Genomic DNA, 17,017 nt, shown 5'->3' with positions numbered 1-17,017 from the left:
ACGCTCGGTGTTTATCTGGCGCATCATGATTGCCGCTACGGCGTGCCTTCACACCTCGATGTCAATTTACCGTGGCTGCAACAGGGCCTGTTTCTGCCCCCGGCTTTCTGGGACACCGGAGACTTTCCTTCGCCTCCGGCCCGCAGACATGCAATCCAGGCTCTTCATTATAGGGAATGATACCATCGATGATGCCAAGCTCGAGGGCCTGAGAAGGAAGTATGATCCTTCCTCGCTCAGTTGATATGGCAGGCACTACCGCCTCGTATGTCTCAGCATTGATGCCCATCTCGTCGAAATAGGCGAGGAATTTCGTATATTCAGCCGTCGTGGGTCTAACGAGGCCGATAGACGAATAGCCGACAATCCGCGGCGTTCCGCTCATCAGGACAAGAGTACAGGTCGAAAGGCAATAGGCACGGGCGGCAAAGACCTCGCCCTTGGTCGGTCCGTTTTTGGCGATACTGGCTTTGCAACGAGGATCCAGCTCTGGACAATTCGGCAACTGCGTTCTGCCAATGGAGGTCTCCAGACCTGCAGTACGGATCATCCGCCCCATTGCGAAAGCCGCGTCCATGTCACCGCCGTTAGACTGGAGGACCACCGGCAGTTTTCTTCCGCCGAGCGTCTTCAGGATCGCTTCCAGCCGAGCTGGCGTATCCGGCGTGATGTCTCCATCCGCAGAAATCCACTCGATGCACTCTTCCTGACAATCGCCACTGTACATCATGAGAAAGTCCATCGGCCGGGTTTTCGGCAGGCTCTCGCCTGTGGTTGCGGCCGCATCCTGCACAGGCATCTTCGCTCCGGGCGTTTCAACCGAGGGATGGCCATGGCAGACGGCCTCGGCCGCCGCATCCGGCCCGCAGGCAGGCATGCCGGGCCATTCGTTATGAGCCAGCATATCGGTCATGAGGCCCATACGGAGCGAATCTGCGGTCGGTACGATGTTGATGCTGTCAGGCGTGGCGCTCATCATCAGGCCGATCAAATCGGCGCTGACGCCCATTTCCTTCAAGTAACCCGTCAGGGCCGCAGTGGCCTTCTTGCCGAGCTTGGTGGAACTGCTCTGCCCTGCTGACTTGCGTCCAACTTCCTTGCGGGAGATTTCCTTCTTCTTGCCGTTCACGATCTTGTATTCGATGCGGTAGGAGACTCGCACCTTGTTATAGATTGTCGTGATCTGGTGGACGCCGATCAACGCCCATTGCGAGGCGACACGATCCGTACCGCCGGCGAATGCCAGCGGACAGGCGGAAAAACAATATGCGCCGGTGGAGTAGGTGTTGCCAAGCGCGGTCCCATCCTTTGCGATAGCGGCATTGCAACGCAGATCGTCCGCCGGGCAATCCTTCAGCCGCGTGCCGCCTACCGCTGTTTCCAGACTGGCTTTGCGGATCATCCGGCCAATCGCATAGGCGGCCTCGACATCACCGCCCTCGGACCGGAACACGATCGGCAACTTCCGGCCGCCGATCTTTTTCAGAATTTTTCGAAGTTGGGCTGGCGTATCGGAGGTTATGCGTCCCTCTGCCGATATCCATCCCGGACAGTTTTCCACGCAGAGGGGATGGTGAACGAGGATGAAGCGCATCGGCGGCTGCCCTGCCGGCTGCTTCTGCCCGGCAGCCTGCGAGGTCGCAGCACCGAACGGCAAGCTTAAAAGAAGAAAAGCAAGTAATACCAGAAAAAGCAGACACTTCAGATGCAATTTTCTTACAAAGCGCACGATTAAATCGCCTCAGTTATACATGCGGATACGCTTAGCAATTGCATCGGACGGCAGCAAGCCGGATTTCGGCACCTCGCGCCGCCCCGCCTCTTCCGGCATGATTCTCTTCCTGCCCGGCTTGGACGAAATCCACAGCTGCCCCGCCGCAGGAGAAGTTAAAGATACCACAACGCTACTTGCACCGGCGATAACTCAACCGAGACGCGCGCGACTGTGACTATTTCTTCACGATTCGGAATAATCGGCTCGAGATAAGGCAATTGGGACTAGCATCCGCCGCTGTTTCTGTATTTGATAGCGTTAACATCGGGGCTGCCGGAGGCGTACAAATGTCTTACATGACCACCTCTGAAAGACAGTCGTTGCTTTCGGCGGAGCTTGCAGTCGCAGGAACGCGCGGCCTGTTTGCGCAGGCTCTCGGCAGAGTATCCGCGGCCTTCGGATTGTCGTATGCGACGCTGATGCACGCCCCTTCCCCGGAAGACCTCCTGCTGAAGCCGCTGTTGATCGAAAGCTCGCTTCCCGCCGCCTATATCCGCGATTTCGACCGCGCTAATATGATGCGTGGTTGTCCTTTCGGCCTGCGGTTGAGGGAGTCGGCCGTGCCGCTAGCGTGGCACCTCAACGATGCCGTTAATGGTCAGGCCTTTCCCGCCGAACTGCGCGCCCTGATGCTGCACCATGCGATACCGGCGGGGGTCGCCATGCCGACCATTGCAGTCGACGGCCGCCGCCTCGTCTTCTGGTTTTGCGGCGAACGCGCCGCGCTCGGCCAGAGCGAGGTCAACGAGCTGGCGATCATCATCCTCCACGCCCTCGACGCATATAATACCGTCAGACGTAACGAGGAAAGCGTCCACAATGCGCTGTCGGCGCGCGAACTCGAAGTCGTGCGCTGGACCGCACAGGGCAAGACCTCGATCGAAATCGGCCAGATCCTGACGCTGTCGGACCATACAGTGAATGCCTACATGACGAACGCGATCAAAAAACTCGATTGCGTCAACCGCACCCAATTGGTAGCAAAAGCAATTCGATTGAAGCTGATCAACTGAGCAATCAGACGAGAGTCAGAACGTCGTCCCGTAAATTGGGGGAATCGTGTCTCTTCGCTTCGAACAGCCCGTCGTCGACAAGATAGTACAGTCCCGCGCCCATTTCGGCATCACCGATGCCGAAATCGTCCAGATGCTCGCTGCCTATCGCCTTTCGGCTTCTGGCGTATCGACATCGAAACCGGACATTTTTTCGCAAGCGAGGATGTGCACACGATCTTCGACCTGCCCTATAGCGACGGACCGGTCAACCTGGCGGAACTGATGTCGCACATTCACGCGGAAGACCGCAGCCTGATCGCCCAAACCTTCGAGGAGGCAAGCCTTCACGGCGTCGGCCTTCCATTTCGTATACCGCGTCGACAACCGGCTTGGTGGCTACAAGCTGGTGCGCAGCGTCGGCCGCTTCCGTGACGATGAAAGCGGCGGTGGCATCGTCGGCATCACCTACGAATTCGTCGCGAAACTGCGCGTCGTCGGCTTCGAGGACGGCACGATATCTGGCTGACCGCCCTCAGCGCATAGCACCTACAGCGCCGCGCGTCTTTTCAGACGCGCTAGTCTAGAGCAATTCCAGGCAAAGCGCGAAGCGCTTTTGCCGGGAATTGCGTAAAAACAAAAGGATAGGGCAGTTCTGCGTTTCCATGAAAAGCTGAACCGCTCTAAGAACGCTACAACATCTTGAATTGCTGCATAATTTTCTCCTTGAATCGATTCCGACTTAAGGAATTATGCCCGCTGCTTGCACCAGCGCAGGCAGGGCTTGATAAACGAAGAATCCTGCAGCGAGCGCTCCGGCATTGGCCAAGAGGAAGCGTATGCTGAAGGCGCTCGTGCCGAATGCCATAGCATAGCCGCTTTTCGCTACGGTGTTGGAGATCACTGCAGCGCCGAGAGCGGCCGCTGCAAGCTCAGTGCCGATGCTGTCAAGCATGCCGGCAACGGTGACGGCAATGGCGTCGACATCGGCGATACCCGAGAGCATCGAAACGGTCAGCAGGCCTGCTTCGCCAAACCAAGCCGCCGATGCCCGCGCCAGAAAGGCCACGGCGACGAGCAGGAGCGCCATTTTCAACACTGCCCGAAGTTCGAAGGGATTTCGCGAATTGCGGGATATCTGTTCCCCGGTACTGCGGCGGGCGATCAAAAGGGAAATGCCGCCCATGACGAGGGCGGCGGTAACAAGCGCCGGGCCGATCCGCCACGCGATCGGCGCGGCGATCAGGGCCGAAAATAGCGCGACCTTGAGGCAGGAGACAGCATTGGCAGCAAGCGCTCCGGCGACCAACACCTGTGGCGGATGACCGGCGGCACTGAGCTGGGCGTTGTTGATGGCGGTAGCTGTGGAGGAGACCAGGCCGCTGACGGCTCCGGCCAGCAATTCGCCGCGCGTTTGTCCGAGCACCTTCACCGCCACATAGCCGATGAAGGAAATGCCGGCGAGCAGAATGACCAGCATCCAGGTTTCAGCCGGTGAGACGCCGCCGAAGGGACCGATGGGCGTTGTGGGAAGGGCCGGCAATACGATGAAGGCCATGGCGAGAAATATAATCGCCGAACGCAGTTCATTCCAGGTCAGCGTTTTCATGAAGCCGTGCAGCACCTCGCGGCTGGCCAATATCGCCACCAACGCTACGCCGCCCGCGGCTGCAAGGGTCAGGTTCCCGAGCACAGCCAATGCCCCGAGCGAAAAAGTGGCCATCCCGGCGATGACAGACGTAACGCTATAGCTGCCGGATGCCTCCGATTCCCGGTACTGATAGAGCGCGAAGACGGCCGAAAAGATAATCAGGATGCCGGTAACGACGAGCCCGTAGGGCGTTGACGGGGCGGAAACGGCCTGCTCGATAAAGCCGGCAAGCCCACCCAACATACCGACAAGCGTGAAAGTGCGCAGCCCAGCGGTGCGTTTTCCTTCCTCCTCATCGCGTTCACGCCAGTGGCGTTCCACGCCGACGATGGCGCCGATGGCGATCGCCAGCCCGAAACGTTCGAAAAGTTCGAGATTCTCCATGCCGGTTCCCCGCATCGAATCCTGAGCCACATTGCCGCCAGTGATGAGACCTGTCCATAGCAGTCTGTCCCCAACGCGAAGACGGCCGGGTGAGATTGACTTTGACGCGGAACCGGTCCCGCCCCCGATAGGGTACCGACATCTTCAGCACAGCGGGTGTGAATGCGCTGAAATCTGATTTGCTTGCTCTTGGGAATCCAAGACGTTAAATCGTCACCACGCTCTACCGGTCGAGCACCGAACGGATTTCCACAAGGTTCGAGCGCACCCTCAAAATGTAGAAGCCCATGGTGGCGAGATGGCTCGGCATGATCCAGCCGTCCTCACGCCCGTTCGAGATGATAGCCGGCTGGATACGCAACGCCGCCTGGAACTGCCGCGTCGTACCGCCCCAGATCGCGCCAAGATTGCGTTCCTGCACGACCTGCGAGAAGTCTGCCTGCGCTGCGGTCAGGATGGCGTAATAGGCATAGAGCTGGCCATAGGCGAACCAGAACCGGTCGTCGGCACGGGTGTCGAACCAGCCGCGATTGTGGTGTTCCGACCGCTCGGCCAGGATGTCGGAGGTGCTGCCGAGATCGTTGGCGATGCGGTCGATGAATTGCATGAGGTTGTCGGCGCGACCGTCGAAAATCGCGTTGCAGGCAGCAAGATCGGTGTTGAACTTACGCAGGTCGCCGATCGCCGTGCGGTAGAAGGAAGGCGTCGGCGTCTTCGGTCCGAAGGGATGAAGCCCGAAATACCAGCTGTACTCGTCGAACTGCAGCTGGCCGCGTGCGCGCTGCAGGTCGTTGTTGACGCCCGATGTGCCGCGCACGCGCCCGAGCGAATCGACAAGCTCCGCCGAAGTCCGACGAACCGCCTGGTTGATGCCGCGCTGGAACGATGCCTTGTTATCGAGGAAGGGCGTGTGATCCCAGTCGATCCCGAAGAAGCCCATCTTGTAGAGCAGCATGGAGGATATCCACGCGTTCTGGTTGACGTTGAAATCGGTCAGGTCGGCCGTGACGTCGACGATGGCCGAGCGCTGGCAGGTCTTGGCGGCAGCGCCGCTCGCCTCGGCGACAGGCAGTTCCTGCCCGGCAGGAACCTTGCGTTCGGAAAGCCGGTATTGGTCGACGAAAGCGGTGTTGAAATTCGTCCAGACCTGCGTCTGCCAAAAGAAATAGCCGTAGAGGACGACGAAAAGCGCTACGAATGCGATGACCGGCAAGCGGACCATCCAACTCCGGCGCTGATACCACCCATGCGCGGCGAGAAAGGGCCAGAAGGCCCAGGCGAAAAACAGGCGGGCCCAGCGGCCGATCGTCTGGCCGATCAGCCTGAAGAAACCGGCTATCCGGTCAAGCATCGTCGTCTCCTGTCAAGCGAGGCGAACACTACAGCGCCGCGCGTCTTTTCAGACGCGCTAAGGACGCTGTAGCACTTTGAGTTGCTGCATAATTCCTTAAATCGATTCGGATTTAAGGAATTATGCAGTAGGACATCGCGCCCGTTGCATCCACATATGCGCTCGATGGGCCGAGCACAACACGAGCCCCTCGATTTTTACGAATGAAAGCAGCGCGGCCGCGCCTCGGGTTCAAGAACGCAGAAATGGCAGGCTGAAGCGGAAAGGCCTGCGGGCCGTATCGATGAGCGGCGCTCCCGGTGCTTCGGGCGATGGTTCTGCATAGGCAGGAAGCCGTCTTGCGACTTCGAGATCGGCGCGGCCCTTGCGCCGCTCCAGATCCTGGGCGACCAGCATGCCCTTCTCGAACAAGCTGATCGGCGCAGCGATATTGGGAAAGAACTCCGGCTTGATCCTGACCTTCATGCCTGGCCGGTCGGTATCGACCTGCGCCTGATAGATGATCAGCCGCTCCTCGACATCGATCATCAGCTTGTACAAAAGCACGTTGCAGACGGCGATCTGACCGTTCATCGCATCGACGAAGGCCTGAAACAGGCTGATGAAGCGCTCGCGCCGCTGGCTGTCGTCGCGCATCTCGTGCTCCTCGGCGGAGATGCGCTCGGCCTCCGCCTTCAGCGCCCGCCGCTCCGCCTCCATCTGTTCCCAATGCGCCCTGTTGCCGTAGACGCCGATGCGACCCTGCGTCGTCAGTGCCTTGGCGTTGAGCTCCTTCATCCTGAGACGGGCGATATCGATGGAATCGACCAGCCTGCGGCGGTGCTCGACAATGCTGACGAGATTGTGTTCCGCCGCCTTGTGGCGTTCGATGAGCGCAGCGCGCTGTGTGGTGATCAGACCCGCAAGCGCGTCCGATTTCACCAAGAGGTCAAGCAGCCGCTCGATAACGGGCGCCTCGCGCACACGCTCGGTATACATCCGCCACATCCGCTGGCGCGACGTCCAGCCAGCCATTTTCTCGCGCATCGTCAATCCCCGGAAACTGTCGAGGTCTGCCGACACTTCCGCCGTCAGCCGGTCGAGGAAGAAGACGAGCTCGGCCAGCAGAGCGTCCAACGCGGCGCCATCTGCGATATGGCCTTGAAAGCGCACATTCTGTTCGAGGAAGACCTCATCGGCCGAATGTTTTTCGTCGCTGTCAAAGGCACGGATGCAGGCTGCGCAATAGGCTCCATCGGCCGCGATCTTCTCGGCGAAGCCGCCTGCGGCTTCATAACGGCTGTCGAATGGCGGGGCTTTGCGCACCTGATTTCTCCAGGGAATCTCCTGCCCGCAGGCTAGAGCATTTCCTGGTTAGATTGAAGCATTCTGCCGCAGCAGGTTTTCGTCAGGGCAGAGGCGATTGGCGATGGGCATACCCCAAGGTACGTCCGAGCCGATCGCCTCTGATCCTGGCGGAAAGATGCCCGGCCTTTCAGGTTGGCTGAAACGGGCCGGCTGATCGACCGGCCGGCTAGGCCGTAGAGCTGGGCTACGACGCGCGCCGGCCGGTCGACCATCCGACTCCGTTTGAGCCAACAGAATGCTTCAATCTAACCAGGAAATGCTCTAGTCGCTTATGGCGCCAAAGAAAACAAGGCTCCCCTTCAGACCGGCTCTGCGATCCAGGCCCCGTTCATTTCGTCGTCCCAGTGCCTGCGGCAGAGCGAGACATATTTTTCGTTGCCGCCGACATCGATCTGTGCGCCCTCGTGCAGCACCTTGCCTTCGGCGTCGAGCCGCACCACCATCGTCGCCTTGCGGCCGCAATGGCAGATCGTGCGCACTTCGCGCATCTCGTCGGCAATCGCCAACAACTCCTGCGAGGCCGGAAACAGTTTGCCCTGGAAGTCGGTCCGGAGCCCATAGACCATAACCGGGATGCCGAGCCGATCGACGACACGGGCAAGCTGCCAGACGTGGACGGCCGTCATGAAATGCGCCTCGTCGACGAAGACGCAGGAAATCGGTGCCCCCTCGCCGCGCAGCCCGGCGATGAGCTGGAACAGATCTTCGTGCGGCTCGAAGGGGATGGCGCTCGCTTCCAGCCCGATCCTCGAGCCGATGACGCCCCGGCCGGCGCGCTCGTCGAAGGCGGCGATCAGCTGCACCGTACGCATGCCGCGCTCCTGATAATTGTAGGAGGCCTGCAGCAGCAGCGTCGACTTGCCGGCGTTCATCGTCGAATAGTTGAAATAGAGTTTTGCCATCCGATGTCTCCTTGCTCGGCTTATTGAAAGCTCACAACCGCAAAGAAAAGCCCCGCGCCGGCGATAATCACAAGAATCAGCACCTAAAGACCGGCGAACGCCGCCAAAACGAGACACTGCGAAAAAATCGCCGACGTCGCAATCGCACCCGTCGATACGACGCAATCACACTGAGGTCGCTTGTCAAACTGGGCTATTGGTGATTGGCTTGGGGACCTAAAGACTGGAAGTCTAAAATGAAAACAACAAGCACATTCAAACTTGTCACCGCAACCGCCGTCGCCGCCCTCTCCGTTGCGACCGCTGCCTTCGCCGCAGACCCTGAAAGCTGCTCCACCGTGCGCTTCTCGGACGTCGGCTGGACCGACATCACCGCCACCACTGCCACCGCATCCGTCGTCCTGAAGAGCATCGGCTACCAGACCGACGTCAAGGTTCTCTCGGTGCCGGTCACCTATACCTCGCTGAAGAACAAGGACATCGACGTCTTCCTCGGCAACTGGATGGAAACCCAGGAAAAGGATGTCCGTCCCTATCTCGACGACAAGTCGGTCGAATCCTTCGGCCCGAACCTCGTCGGCGCCAAGTACACGCTCGCCACCAACGCCAAGGGCGCGGAACTCGGCATCAAGGACTTCAAGGACATCGCGGCCCACAAGGACGATCTCGACGGCAAGATCTACGGCATCGAGCCCGGCAATGACGGCAACCGCTTGATCATGGACATGATCGAAAAGGACACCTTCGGCATGAAGGGTATGGAGGTCGTCGAATCCTCCGAACAAGGCATGCTCGCCCAGGTCGCCCGCGCCGACAAATCAGGCAAGCCGGTAGTCTTCCTCGGCTGGGAACCCCATCCGATGAACACCAACTTCAAGCTGACCTATCTGAGCGGCGGCGATGCCGTCTTCGGTCCCGACTTCGGCGGCGCCAAGGTCTTCACCAACGTTCGCGCCGGCTATCTCGAAGAATGCCCCAATGTCGGCACTATGCTCAAGAACCTGAAGTTCTCCCTCGACATGGAGAACCAGATCATGAGCAAGATCCTCAACGACGGCGAAGAGCCTGAAGCAGCCGCTTCCGCATGGCTGAAGGCCAACCCCTCGGCCCTCGAGCCCTGGCTCGCCGGCGTCAAGACCCGCGACGGCCAAGGCGAAGCGCTCGCAGCCGCCAAGACCGGCCTCGGCCTTTGATATGAATGGGGCGGCTTGCCGCCCCCCATTTCATTTTGTCCGATTGTTGATTTTTTCTGGATAGGCGCGCACCTTGAATTGGATCACCGACTTTAAGATTCCCATCGGCCCCGGGGCCAAATCCTTCGTGGACTGGCTGACCTCGAATGGCGAGTGGTTCTTCAACCAGCTGGCATTCTTGCTGTCGAGCGCCATAGACGGCCTGCTCTTCGTGTTGCAGAAGCCTCACCCACTGATCGTCATCGCTGCCATCACCGGCATTGCCTTCTGGCTGCGCCGGTCGATCGCGATCGCCGTCTTCACCTGTCTCGGGCTGCTGCTCATCGTGAACCAGGACTATTGGAAGGAGACGACGGAGACGCTCGCCCTCGTGCTCGCCGCCACCTTCGTCTGTATGGTGATCGGCATTCCGCTGGGCATTGCCGCCGCCCGCCGCCCCTGGGTCTATGCCGCCATGCGCCCGGTGCTCGATCTCATGCAGACGATCCCGACATTCGTCTATCTGATCCCGGCGCTGATCCTGTTCGGCCTCGGCATGGTGCCGGGCCTGATCGCAACCGTCATTTTTGCAATTCCCGCCCCCATCCGGCTGACGCGCCTCGGCATCATCTCGACGCCGCCGTCCCTCGTTGAAGCCGCTGTCGCCTTCGGTGCGCGGCCGATGCAGGTGCTGCGCAAGGTCGAGCTTCCCTTCGCCGCGCCGCAGATCATGGCGGGCCTCACCCAGACCATCATGCTGTCGCTGTCGATGGTGGTTATTGCCGCGCTTGTCGGCGCTCCCGGACTTGGCGTGCCTGTGGTGCGCGCGCTGAACACGGTCAACATCGCGAAAGGCTTCGACGCCGGTTTCTGCATCGTCATCCTGGCGATCATTCTCGACCGCATATTCCGCGCAGGCGACGAAGGAGACGGCGCATGACAGCGATAGACTTTAAGAATGTCAGCATCATCTTCGGCGACCGCCCGGAGACCGCGCTTGCGATGGTCGACCAGGGCAAAACACGCGATGAGATCGGCGCCGCAACCGGCCTTGTGCTCGGCGTCGCCGATGCCTCGCTCACCATCGAGGAAGGCGAAATCCTTGTGCTGATGGGCCTTTCCGGCTCCGGCAAGTCGACGCTGCTGCGCGCCGTCAACGGGCTTGCTCCCGTGGTGCGCGGCGATGTTTCGGTCTCGACCTCCACCGGCCCCGTCAACCCTTACCGATGCAATGCCAAGGCGCTGCGCGGCCTGCGCACCCACACCGTCTCCATGGTGTTCCAGCAGTTCGCGCTTCTGCCCTGGCGCACAGTCGCGGAAAATGTCGGCTTCGGTCTCGAACTTGCCGGCATGCCGGAGGCCGAACGCAAGCAGCGCGTCGGCGAGCAGCTCGAACTCGTCAACCTGACGAAATGGGCCGACCGCAAGGTCAACGAACTCTCCGGCGGCATGCAGCAGCGTGTCGGCCTTGCCCGCGCCTTTGCCACCGGCGCGCCGATCCTGCTGATGGACGAGCCGTTCTCGGCGCTCGACCCGCTGATCCGCACCCGCCTGCAGGATGAACTCCTGGAGTTCCAGCGGCGGCTGAAAAAGACCATCCTGTTCGTCAGCCACGATCTCGACGAGGCCTTCCGCATCGGCAACCGCATCGCCATCATGGAGGGCGGCCGTATCATTCAGTGTGGAACACCGCATGATATCGTCAAGAACCCCGCCGATCAGTATGTTGCCGATTTCGTGCAGAACCTCAATCCGATCAACATGCTGACCGCCGCCGATGTCATGCAGCCCGGCCTCGGCCAGACGGCCGCCGGCATGAGCGTCAGCGCCACGGCCCGCGCCGCCACCCCGCTCGTCGATATCCTCGACGTGCTCGCCCGTCAGCCGGGCAGCATCGGCATCGTGGAAAACGGCACGGTCATCGGCACCATCACGGCCCAGGATATCGTCGCCGGCCTTACACGCCATCGCCGCAAGGAGGACGCTTGATGTTTTCAATCCGCTTTGCCACAAAGCGGTTATGAAAGATCAACCCTCGCCCTTACGCGAAACCGACGATGAAGCCCGCAAGTTCGCCCGCGTGCTGCTGCGCTCCGCACGACACGCGGCGATCGCTGTTCTCGATCCCGAGACCGGTTTTCCCTTCGCCAGCCGCGTCCTCCTCGCCACCGATATCGACGGCGTCCCCGTCATCCTCGTTTCGCGGCTTTCGGCTCACACCAAGGCGCTGGCAAGGGACCCACGCGCCTCGCTGCTCACCGGCGAGCCGGGCAAGGGCGATCCCCTCGCCTATGGCCGGCTGACGACCCAATGCGTGGCGGAGCCGGTCGAGCATGGTCATTGCATCCACGAGCGCATCCGCACGCGTTTTCTCGATCGCCATCCTAAGGCAAAACTTTATATCGATTTTCCCGACTTCCTCTTCTTCCGTCTCAAACCGGAGCGGGCGAGCCTCAACGGCGGCTTCGGCCGCGCCTACCATCTCGACGGAAGTGACCTCGTCATCCAATCGCCGGCAAACGAGGCGATCGCCGCCAAAGCGGCCGAAACAGTGCGAGAATTAGTAGAGCGCCATCCCGATGTGGCGGCAACCCTTGCGGTGCGCTTAAATGCCCCGGAATCACCCTCTTGGCGCATCTGCGGCGTCGATCCGGCGGGTTTTGAGATCATTTCCGGGGACTTTTTGATGCGTTATGAATTCGAAACTCTCGCTGCCGATTCCGATCACATTTGTTCAAACATATCTAAAGTAGCATACTCGATACCTTAAATTTAGGTATATACAATCTTCGAGCCTAGTTGCTAGTTTTGGCCGCCCGCTCCGCAGACTGTCCCATACGGATGATGTACGTTTCGCATTAGGAAGATAACAATATGGAAACCCCTAATTTAGCTGACCACACGAATGTGGCGGCAGCACTATTGTCAGCCATGGCCAACCCGAAAAGATTGCTGATCCTGTGCAGCCTGGTGAAGGGCGAAGTCGCCGTCGGCGTCCTTGCCACGCAAGTCGGCCTCAGCCAGTCGGCTCTTTCACAGCACCTGTCGAAATTGCGCGCGCAGAAGCTGGTCAAGACCCGCCGCGACGCCCAAACCATCTATTACTCAAGCACATCCGAGCCGGTCATGAAGATCCTGGCAACGCTCGAAGACATCTACCTCGTTCCGAGCAGAAGCAGATCTGCAGCCTGATGATAGCGCTGACATGACCGTCAGCCGTGCCGGTGGCGCTCGGGAATCCTCCCGGAAGCCTCGGCAACGATATTTCAGCACCTGAACCTTAACGACACGACCGGCAAATCTGGCGATTTGCCGGTCGTGTCTTTTGGTGAGTTCTTCTGAGCGGAAGCATGTCGGGACTTTTCTCGTTGACGCGTTGAGAGGCCCTGATAATTTGACCGGGCAGTAAAAATTCGGGCGACAAGCCCTCGGGAACGGGCCGTCGACGGCCAGGAGAACAGCATGTCCAACCGCCTCAATGCACCGAATGATCTTCGCGCCTTCTGGATGCCGTTTACGGCAAATCGCCAGTTCAAGAAGGAGCCGCGGTTGTTCGTCGGGGCCAAGGACATGTATTATACCACCCATGACGGTCGTCAGGTATTGGACGGCACGGCCGGCCTCTGGTGCGTCAACGCCGGCCACTGCCGTCCGAAGATCACCGAGGCGATCCGCAAGCAGGCGGGCGAACTCGATTACGCCCCGGCCTTCCAGCTCGGCCACCCCAAGGCCTTCGAACTGGCGAACCGTCTGGTCGACATCGCCCCGGAAGGCATGAACCACGTCCTTTATACCAATTCCGGCTCCGAATCCGTCGAGACCGCGCTCAAGATGGCGCTGGCCTATCACCGCGTGAAGGGCAACGGTTCACGCTTCCGCCTGATCGGCCGCGAGCGCGGTTACCACGGCGTCAATTTTGGCGGCATTTCCGTCGGCGGCATCGTCGCCAACCGCAAGATGTTCGGCACGCTGCTCACCGGTGTCGATCACATGCCGCACACCCACCAGCCCGGCAAGAATAACTTCAGCCGCGGCGAGCCTGAGCATGGCGGCGACATCGCCAGCGAACTCGAGCGCATCGTAACGCTGCATGACGCCTCCACCATCGCTGCTGTCATCGTCGAGCCGGTCGCCGGTTCGACCGGCGTCCTCATCCCGCCGAAGGGGTACCTGCAAAAGCTGCGGGAAATCTGCACCAGGCACGGCATCCTGCTGATTTTCGACGAAGTCATCACCGGTTTCGGCCGCCTCGGGGCCCCCTTCGCCGCGCAATATTACGACGTCAAGCCCGACATGATCACCACCGCCAAGGGACTGACCAACGGCGTCATCCCGATGGGCGCCGTGTTCGTCACCTCCGAGATTCATGACGCCTTCATGAACGGCCCCGAGCACATGATCGAGTTCTTCCACGGCTACACCTATTCCGGCAACCCGATCGCGTCCGCTGCAGCCCTCGCCACGCTCGACACCTACAAGGAAGAGGGCCTGCTCACCCGCGCCGCCGAACTTTCCGACTACTGGGCCGACGCGCTGCATTCGCTCAAGGACTGCCCCAACGTCATCGATATCAGAAACACCGGCCTGATCGGCGCAATTGAACTCGACCCGATCGCCGGCGAACCCACCAAGCGCGCCTTCACGGCTTTCCTGAAGGCCTATGAGAGCGGACTTCTGATCCGCACCACCGGCGACATCATCGCGCTCTCCCCGCCGCTGATCATCGAAAAGCACCATATCGACGAACTTTTCGGCAAGCTCAGGAGCATCCTTCAGAACAACATCTGAAGACGCGGCCGAAGATCAGCTCAAGATCCGCGATGGACAATGCTTTCGCGGGTCTTTTCGTCTGAAGATACAAGATACTCAGCTCACAGAAGCGACGGAAAGGCAGAGGGCGAATTTTTTCAGGAGCTGGCGATCGAAATGCCCTTCAGCGCCGAGCATCCATTTCAGTGCCTCGCTGGCGCTCCATGGCGCCTTATACGGCCGCACCGAAGTGATGGCGTCGTAAACATCGCAGATCGTCGCAATCCGTGAGTGAAGGCTCACCTCGCTGCCGGACAAGCTGCGCGGATAGCCTTTGCCGTCGATGCGCTCGTGATGATTGAGGCAAACGTCGAGGACGATCTCCGACATGCCCTCCTGCCGCGACAGGATCGCATGCCCCTTCTCCGGATGGCCCCGGAGCAAGCTGATCTCATCCCTTTGCAGAGGCCCTGCCTTGTTGAGGACCTCAAGCGGAATTTCAAGCTTGCCGACGTCGTGCAGCAAACCCGCGGTGCCGAGCATCTGGATCGTATGCTCATCGAGTGCGAGATGGCGGCTGAAAAGGATCATCAGCGCGCTCACCGAAATGGAATGCAGGAAGGTCACTTCGTCTTTTGATTTGAGGCGTGTGACGCTGAGGAAAACCGAAGGGTTCTCATCCATCGACTTGGAGACGGAAGAAATGACCGGCGTCAGGTGATCAACGCTTATTCCGTCGCCATTGCGCAGCCGCCCGAAAGCCTCCTCCAGCAACTGCACGGATTTTTGGACGGTTTCGCGCGCCGCCTGAATGTCGACCTCGATGTCACGGCCCGGCAGGCCGTTGATGTCGAGCCCCTTGCTGGTATTGATGACGACGCTGGCGGTGCCGCATTTACGAATTTTTGCCGCATCGACCTCGCGCCGCAGGGAAAATCTGCGCTTGGACAAAAGCGGATCCTGCCACAGGCCCTCGACAGCCTCCACAAACATTCCGATCCGCACCTGACCGGCATCGATACGCTTGAGCATTCAGATCTCTGTTTCCCGATATGTTTCTGTAATTCTTTATGTCGTCTCTTTTTCAATGCTGCCGTATTTGGGTATGGTGGGATCCTACTGTCATTGGCCAAACTAACGGTTAATAGGAAAGCTAAAGACAACCCTGTGGAGGTGGTTTTGTCCGAGGGAGCACCCGTGGACTTTGGCGACCTCGCTTCTGAAAAATCCTCGAAAACATAGAAAATGATCCGCTCAAGCGCATTTTCGGTCGGATCGACCGTATTTCCCGTCTATTTTGTTATGAACTTGCGCAATCTCATCAAAATTCCTAGAAATCTCGCATGAGCTTCCTCGAGTCAAACATGGCCGGCGGGCTCGCTGATCGCGCCGTTACCGTTCGTCCTTGGCACGGCCCTGAAGGGCCGTTGAATGATCGGGTAAACCGGCGCGGCGCCTCATCGTGGGTCGAAGACCCCATCCAAGGAGACAGACAATGACTCTCAAGACATTGACGGCGACCCTCGTCGCGTCACTCGCCTTTGCACCGCTTGCCCATGCCGATATCACCATCGGGCTGATCGCGCCGCTGACCGGTCCGGTCGCCGCCTATGGCGATCAGGTGAAGAACGGCGCTCAGACCGCCGTCGACGAGATCAACAAGAAGGGCGGGATTCTCGGCGAGAAGGTCGTCCTCGAACTCGCCGACGATGCCGGCGAACCGAAGCAGGGCGTTTCCGCCGCCAACAAGATCGTCGGCGACGGCATCCGCTTCGTCGTCGGCCCGGTAACATCGGGCGTTGCGATCCCGGTTTCGGACGTTCTGGCTGAAAACGGCGTGCTGATGGTCACCCCGACAGCGACCGCCCCCGACCTGACCAAGCGCGGCCTCGCCAATGTGCTGCGCACTTGCGGTCGCGACGACCAGCAGGCGGAAGTCGCCGCCAAATACGTGCTGCAGAACTTCAAGGACAAGCGCATCGCCATCGTCAACGACAAAGGCGCTTACGGCAAGGGTCTCGCCGATGCCTTCAAGGCGACGCTGAACGCCGGCGGCGTTACCGAAGTCGTCAATGACGCGATCACGCCCGGCGACAAGGACTTCAGCGCGCTCACCACCCGCATCAAGTCCGAGAAGGTCGATATCGTCTATTTCGGCGGCTATCACCCGGAAGGCGGCCTGCTCGCCCGCCAGCTGCATGATCTCTCCGTCAACGCGATGATCATCGGCGGCGACGGCCTCTCCAACACCGAATTCTGGGCGATCGGCACGGATGCGGCAGGAGGCACACTGTTCACCAACGCCTCCGACGCCACCAAGAACCCGGACTCCAAGACGGCTGCCGATGCGCTCGCCGCCAAGAACATTCCGGCCGAGGCCTTCACGCTGAACGCCTATGCCGCCGTCGAAGTGCTGAAGGCCGGCATCGAGAAGGCCGGCAGCGCCGAGGATGCCGCAGCCGTCGCCGCCGCGCTGAAAGACGGCAAGGAGATCCCGACCGCCATCGGCAAAGTCACCTACGGCGAAGCCGGCGACCTGACCTCGCAGAGCTTCTCGCTCTACAAGTGGGAAGGCGGCAAGATCGTCGCTGCTGAGTAACCGGCAGCATTGACAAAGGCAGGATCGGGCGCCTCACGGCGCCCGGTTTTTATTTGTTGAGGCCGAGCGGCCGGTCAGTCCGCCTTCTTTGCATCT

General features: G+C 60.1%; 14 protein-coding genes and 1 pseudogene. 9 read left to right on the top strand and 6 right to left on the bottom strand.

Going from position 1 to position 17,017, the window contains the following annotated elements; all coding sequences use genetic code 11:
* Positions 1 to 61 precede the first annotated feature (61 nt).
* On the bottom strand, positions 62 to 1,594 hold the full coding sequence (locus MHI61_RS08010; protein WP_239792803.1) for a hypothetical protein: 1,533 nt from the start codon (positions 1,592 to 1,594) through the stop codon (positions 62 to 64).
* A gap of 467 nt (positions 1,595 to 2,061) precedes the next feature.
* On the opposite strand from MHI61_RS08010, the gene MHI61_RS08005 reads away from it, so the two are divergent.
* Complete coding sequence (locus tag MHI61_RS08005; protein ID WP_239792802.1) at positions 2,062 to 2,787, top strand: LuxR family transcriptional regulator; 726 nt, start codon at positions 2,062 to 2,064, stop codon at positions 2,785 to 2,787.
* 46 nt (positions 2,788 to 2,833) lie between these two features.
* Positions 2,834 to 3,295, top strand: a pseudogene (locus MHI61_RS08000) (PAS domain-containing protein).
* Positions 3,296 to 3,508: 213 nt separating this feature from the next.
* Here the strand turns inward: MHI61_RS08000 and MHI61_RS07995 are convergent.
* The 4 genes from MHI61_RS07995 to MHI61_RS07980 all read right to left on the bottom strand — a co-directional run bounded on the left by MHI61_RS07995 (position 3,509) and on the right by MHI61_RS07980 (position 8,401).
* Positions 3,509 to 4,801, bottom strand: a complete 1,293-nt coding sequence (locus MHI61_RS07995) for a DUF4010 domain-containing protein (protein WP_239791590.1) — start codon at positions 4,799 to 4,801, stop codon at positions 3,509 to 3,511.
* A gap of 223 nt (positions 4,802 to 5,024) precedes the next feature.
* The gene (locus MHI61_RS07990; RefSeq protein WP_239791589.1) at positions 5,025 to 6,152 is read right to left on the bottom strand and encodes a DUF2333 family protein; all 1,128 of its coding nucleotides are present in this window, start codon (positions 6,150 to 6,152) and stop codon (positions 5,025 to 5,027) included.
* A gap of 231 nt (positions 6,153 to 6,383) precedes the next feature.
* Complete coding sequence (locus MHI61_RS07985) at positions 6,384 to 7,457, bottom strand: hypothetical protein (protein WP_239791588.1); 1,074 nt, start codon at positions 7,455 to 7,457, stop codon at positions 6,384 to 6,386.
* 341 nt (positions 7,458 to 7,798) lie between these two features.
* On the bottom strand, positions 7,799 to 8,401 hold the full coding sequence (locus MHI61_RS07980; RefSeq protein WP_010030170.1) for a thymidine kinase: 603 nt from the start codon (positions 8,399 to 8,401) through the stop codon (positions 7,799 to 7,801).
* A 236-nt stretch (positions 8,402 to 8,637) separates the two neighbouring features.
* Here MHI61_RS07980 and MHI61_RS07975 point away from each other — a divergent pair, with 236 nt between their 5' ends.
* The 6 genes from MHI61_RS07975 to MHI61_RS07950 all read left to right on the top strand — a co-directional run bounded on the left by MHI61_RS07975 (position 8,638) and on the right by MHI61_RS07950 (position 14,361).
* Complete coding sequence (locus tag MHI61_RS07975) at positions 8,638 to 9,594, top strand: choline ABC transporter substrate-binding protein (protein ID WP_183843254.1); 957 nt, start codon at positions 8,638 to 8,640, stop codon at positions 9,592 to 9,594.
* Between the two features lie 73 nt (positions 9,595 to 9,667).
* Positions 9,668 to 10,513, top strand: a complete 846-nt coding sequence (gene choW, locus MHI61_RS07970; protein ID WP_097578515.1) for a choline ABC transporter permease subunit — start codon at positions 9,668 to 9,670, stop codon at positions 10,511 to 10,513.
* On the top strand, positions 10,510 to 11,562 hold the full coding sequence (gene choV / locus MHI61_RS07965) for a choline ABC transporter ATP-binding protein (RefSeq protein WP_239791587.1): 1,053 nt from the start codon (positions 10,510 to 10,512) through the stop codon (positions 11,560 to 11,562). The genes choW and choV overlap by 4 nt, the downstream gene beginning before the upstream one ends.
* A 31-nt stretch (positions 11,563 to 11,593) precedes the next feature.
* Positions 11,594 to 12,343, top strand: coding sequence for a pyridoxamine 5'-phosphate oxidase family protein (locus MHI61_RS07960; RefSeq protein ID WP_239791586.1), 750 nt, complete (start codon positions 11,594 to 11,596; stop codon positions 12,341 to 12,343).
* A gap of 104 nt (positions 12,344 to 12,447) precedes the next feature.
* Complete coding sequence (locus tag MHI61_RS07955; protein ID WP_097578509.1) at positions 12,448 to 12,765, top strand: metalloregulator ArsR/SmtB family transcription factor; 318 nt, start codon at positions 12,448 to 12,450, stop codon at positions 12,763 to 12,765.
* 270 nt (positions 12,766 to 13,035) lie between these two features.
* Positions 13,036 to 14,361, top strand: a complete 1,326-nt coding sequence (locus MHI61_RS07950; protein ID WP_239791585.1) for an aspartate aminotransferase family protein — start codon at positions 13,036 to 13,038, stop codon at positions 14,359 to 14,361.
* Between the two features lie 78 nt (positions 14,362 to 14,439).
* Here MHI61_RS07950 and MHI61_RS07945 read toward each other — a convergent pair whose 3' ends face one another.
* Positions 14,440 to 15,354, bottom strand: a complete 915-nt coding sequence (locus MHI61_RS07945; RefSeq protein ID WP_097578506.1) for an HD-GYP domain-containing protein — start codon at positions 15,352 to 15,354, stop codon at positions 14,440 to 14,442.
* Positions 15,355 to 15,817: 463 nt separating this feature from the next.
* Here MHI61_RS07945 and MHI61_RS07940 point away from each other — a divergent pair, with 463 nt between their 5' ends.
* Positions 15,818 to 16,921, top strand: coding sequence for a branched-chain amino acid ABC transporter substrate-binding protein (locus MHI61_RS07940; RefSeq protein WP_239791584.1), 1,104 nt, complete (start codon positions 15,818 to 15,820; stop codon positions 16,919 to 16,921).
* Positions 16,922 to 17,017 lie beyond the last annotated feature (96 nt).

The sequence above is a fragment of the Rhizobium sp. K102 genome (assembly GCF_022385315.1).
In the GTDB taxonomy this organism is placed as follows: domain Bacteria; phylum Pseudomonadota; class Alphaproteobacteria; order Rhizobiales; family Rhizobiaceae; genus Rhizobium; species Rhizobium croatiense.
This window is presented reverse-complemented; position numbering and strand designations above follow the sequence as displayed.

Coding starts and splice junctions, on each gene's coding strand:
- MHI61_RS08010 (WP_239792803.1), bottom strand. CDS start 1,594: ATGCGCTTCATCCTCGTTCACCATCCCCTCTGCGTGGAAAACTGTCCG.
- MHI61_RS08005 (WP_239792802.1), top strand. CDS start 2,062: ATGTCTTACATGACCACCTCTGAAAGACAGTCGTTGCTTTCGGCGGAG.
- MHI61_RS07995 (WP_239791590.1), bottom strand. CDS start 4,801: ATGGAGAATCTCGAACTTTTCGAACGTTTCGGGCTGGCGATCGCCATC.
- MHI61_RS07990 (WP_239791589.1), bottom strand. CDS start 6,152: ATGCTTGACCGGATAGCCGGTTTCTTCAGGCTGATCGGCCAGACGATC.
- MHI61_RS07980 (WP_010030170.1), bottom strand. CDS start 8,401: ATGGCAAAACTCTATTTCAACTATTCGACGATGAACGCCGGCAAGTCG.
- MHI61_RS07975 (WP_183843254.1), top strand. CDS start 8,638: ATGAAAACAACAAGCACATTCAAACTTGTCACCGCAACCGCCGTCGCC.
- choV (WP_239791587.1), top strand. CDS start 10,510: ATGACAGCGATAGACTTTAAGAATGTCAGCATCATCTTCGGCGACCGC.
- MHI61_RS07960 (WP_239791586.1), top strand. CDS start 11,594: ATGAAAGATCAACCCTCGCCCTTACGCGAAACCGACGATGAAGCCCGC.
- MHI61_RS07955 (WP_097578509.1), top strand. CDS start 12,448: ATGGAAACCCCTAATTTAGCTGACCACACGAATGTGGCGGCAGCACTA.
- MHI61_RS07950 (WP_239791585.1), top strand. CDS start 13,036: ATGTCCAACCGCCTCAATGCACCGAATGATCTTCGCGCCTTCTGGATG.
- MHI61_RS07945 (WP_097578506.1), bottom strand. CDS start 15,354: ATGCTCAAGCGTATCGATGCCGGTCAGGTGCGGATCGGAATGTTTGTG.
- MHI61_RS07940 (WP_239791584.1), top strand. CDS start 15,818: ATGACTCTCAAGACATTGACGGCGACCCTCGTCGCGTCACTCGCCTTT.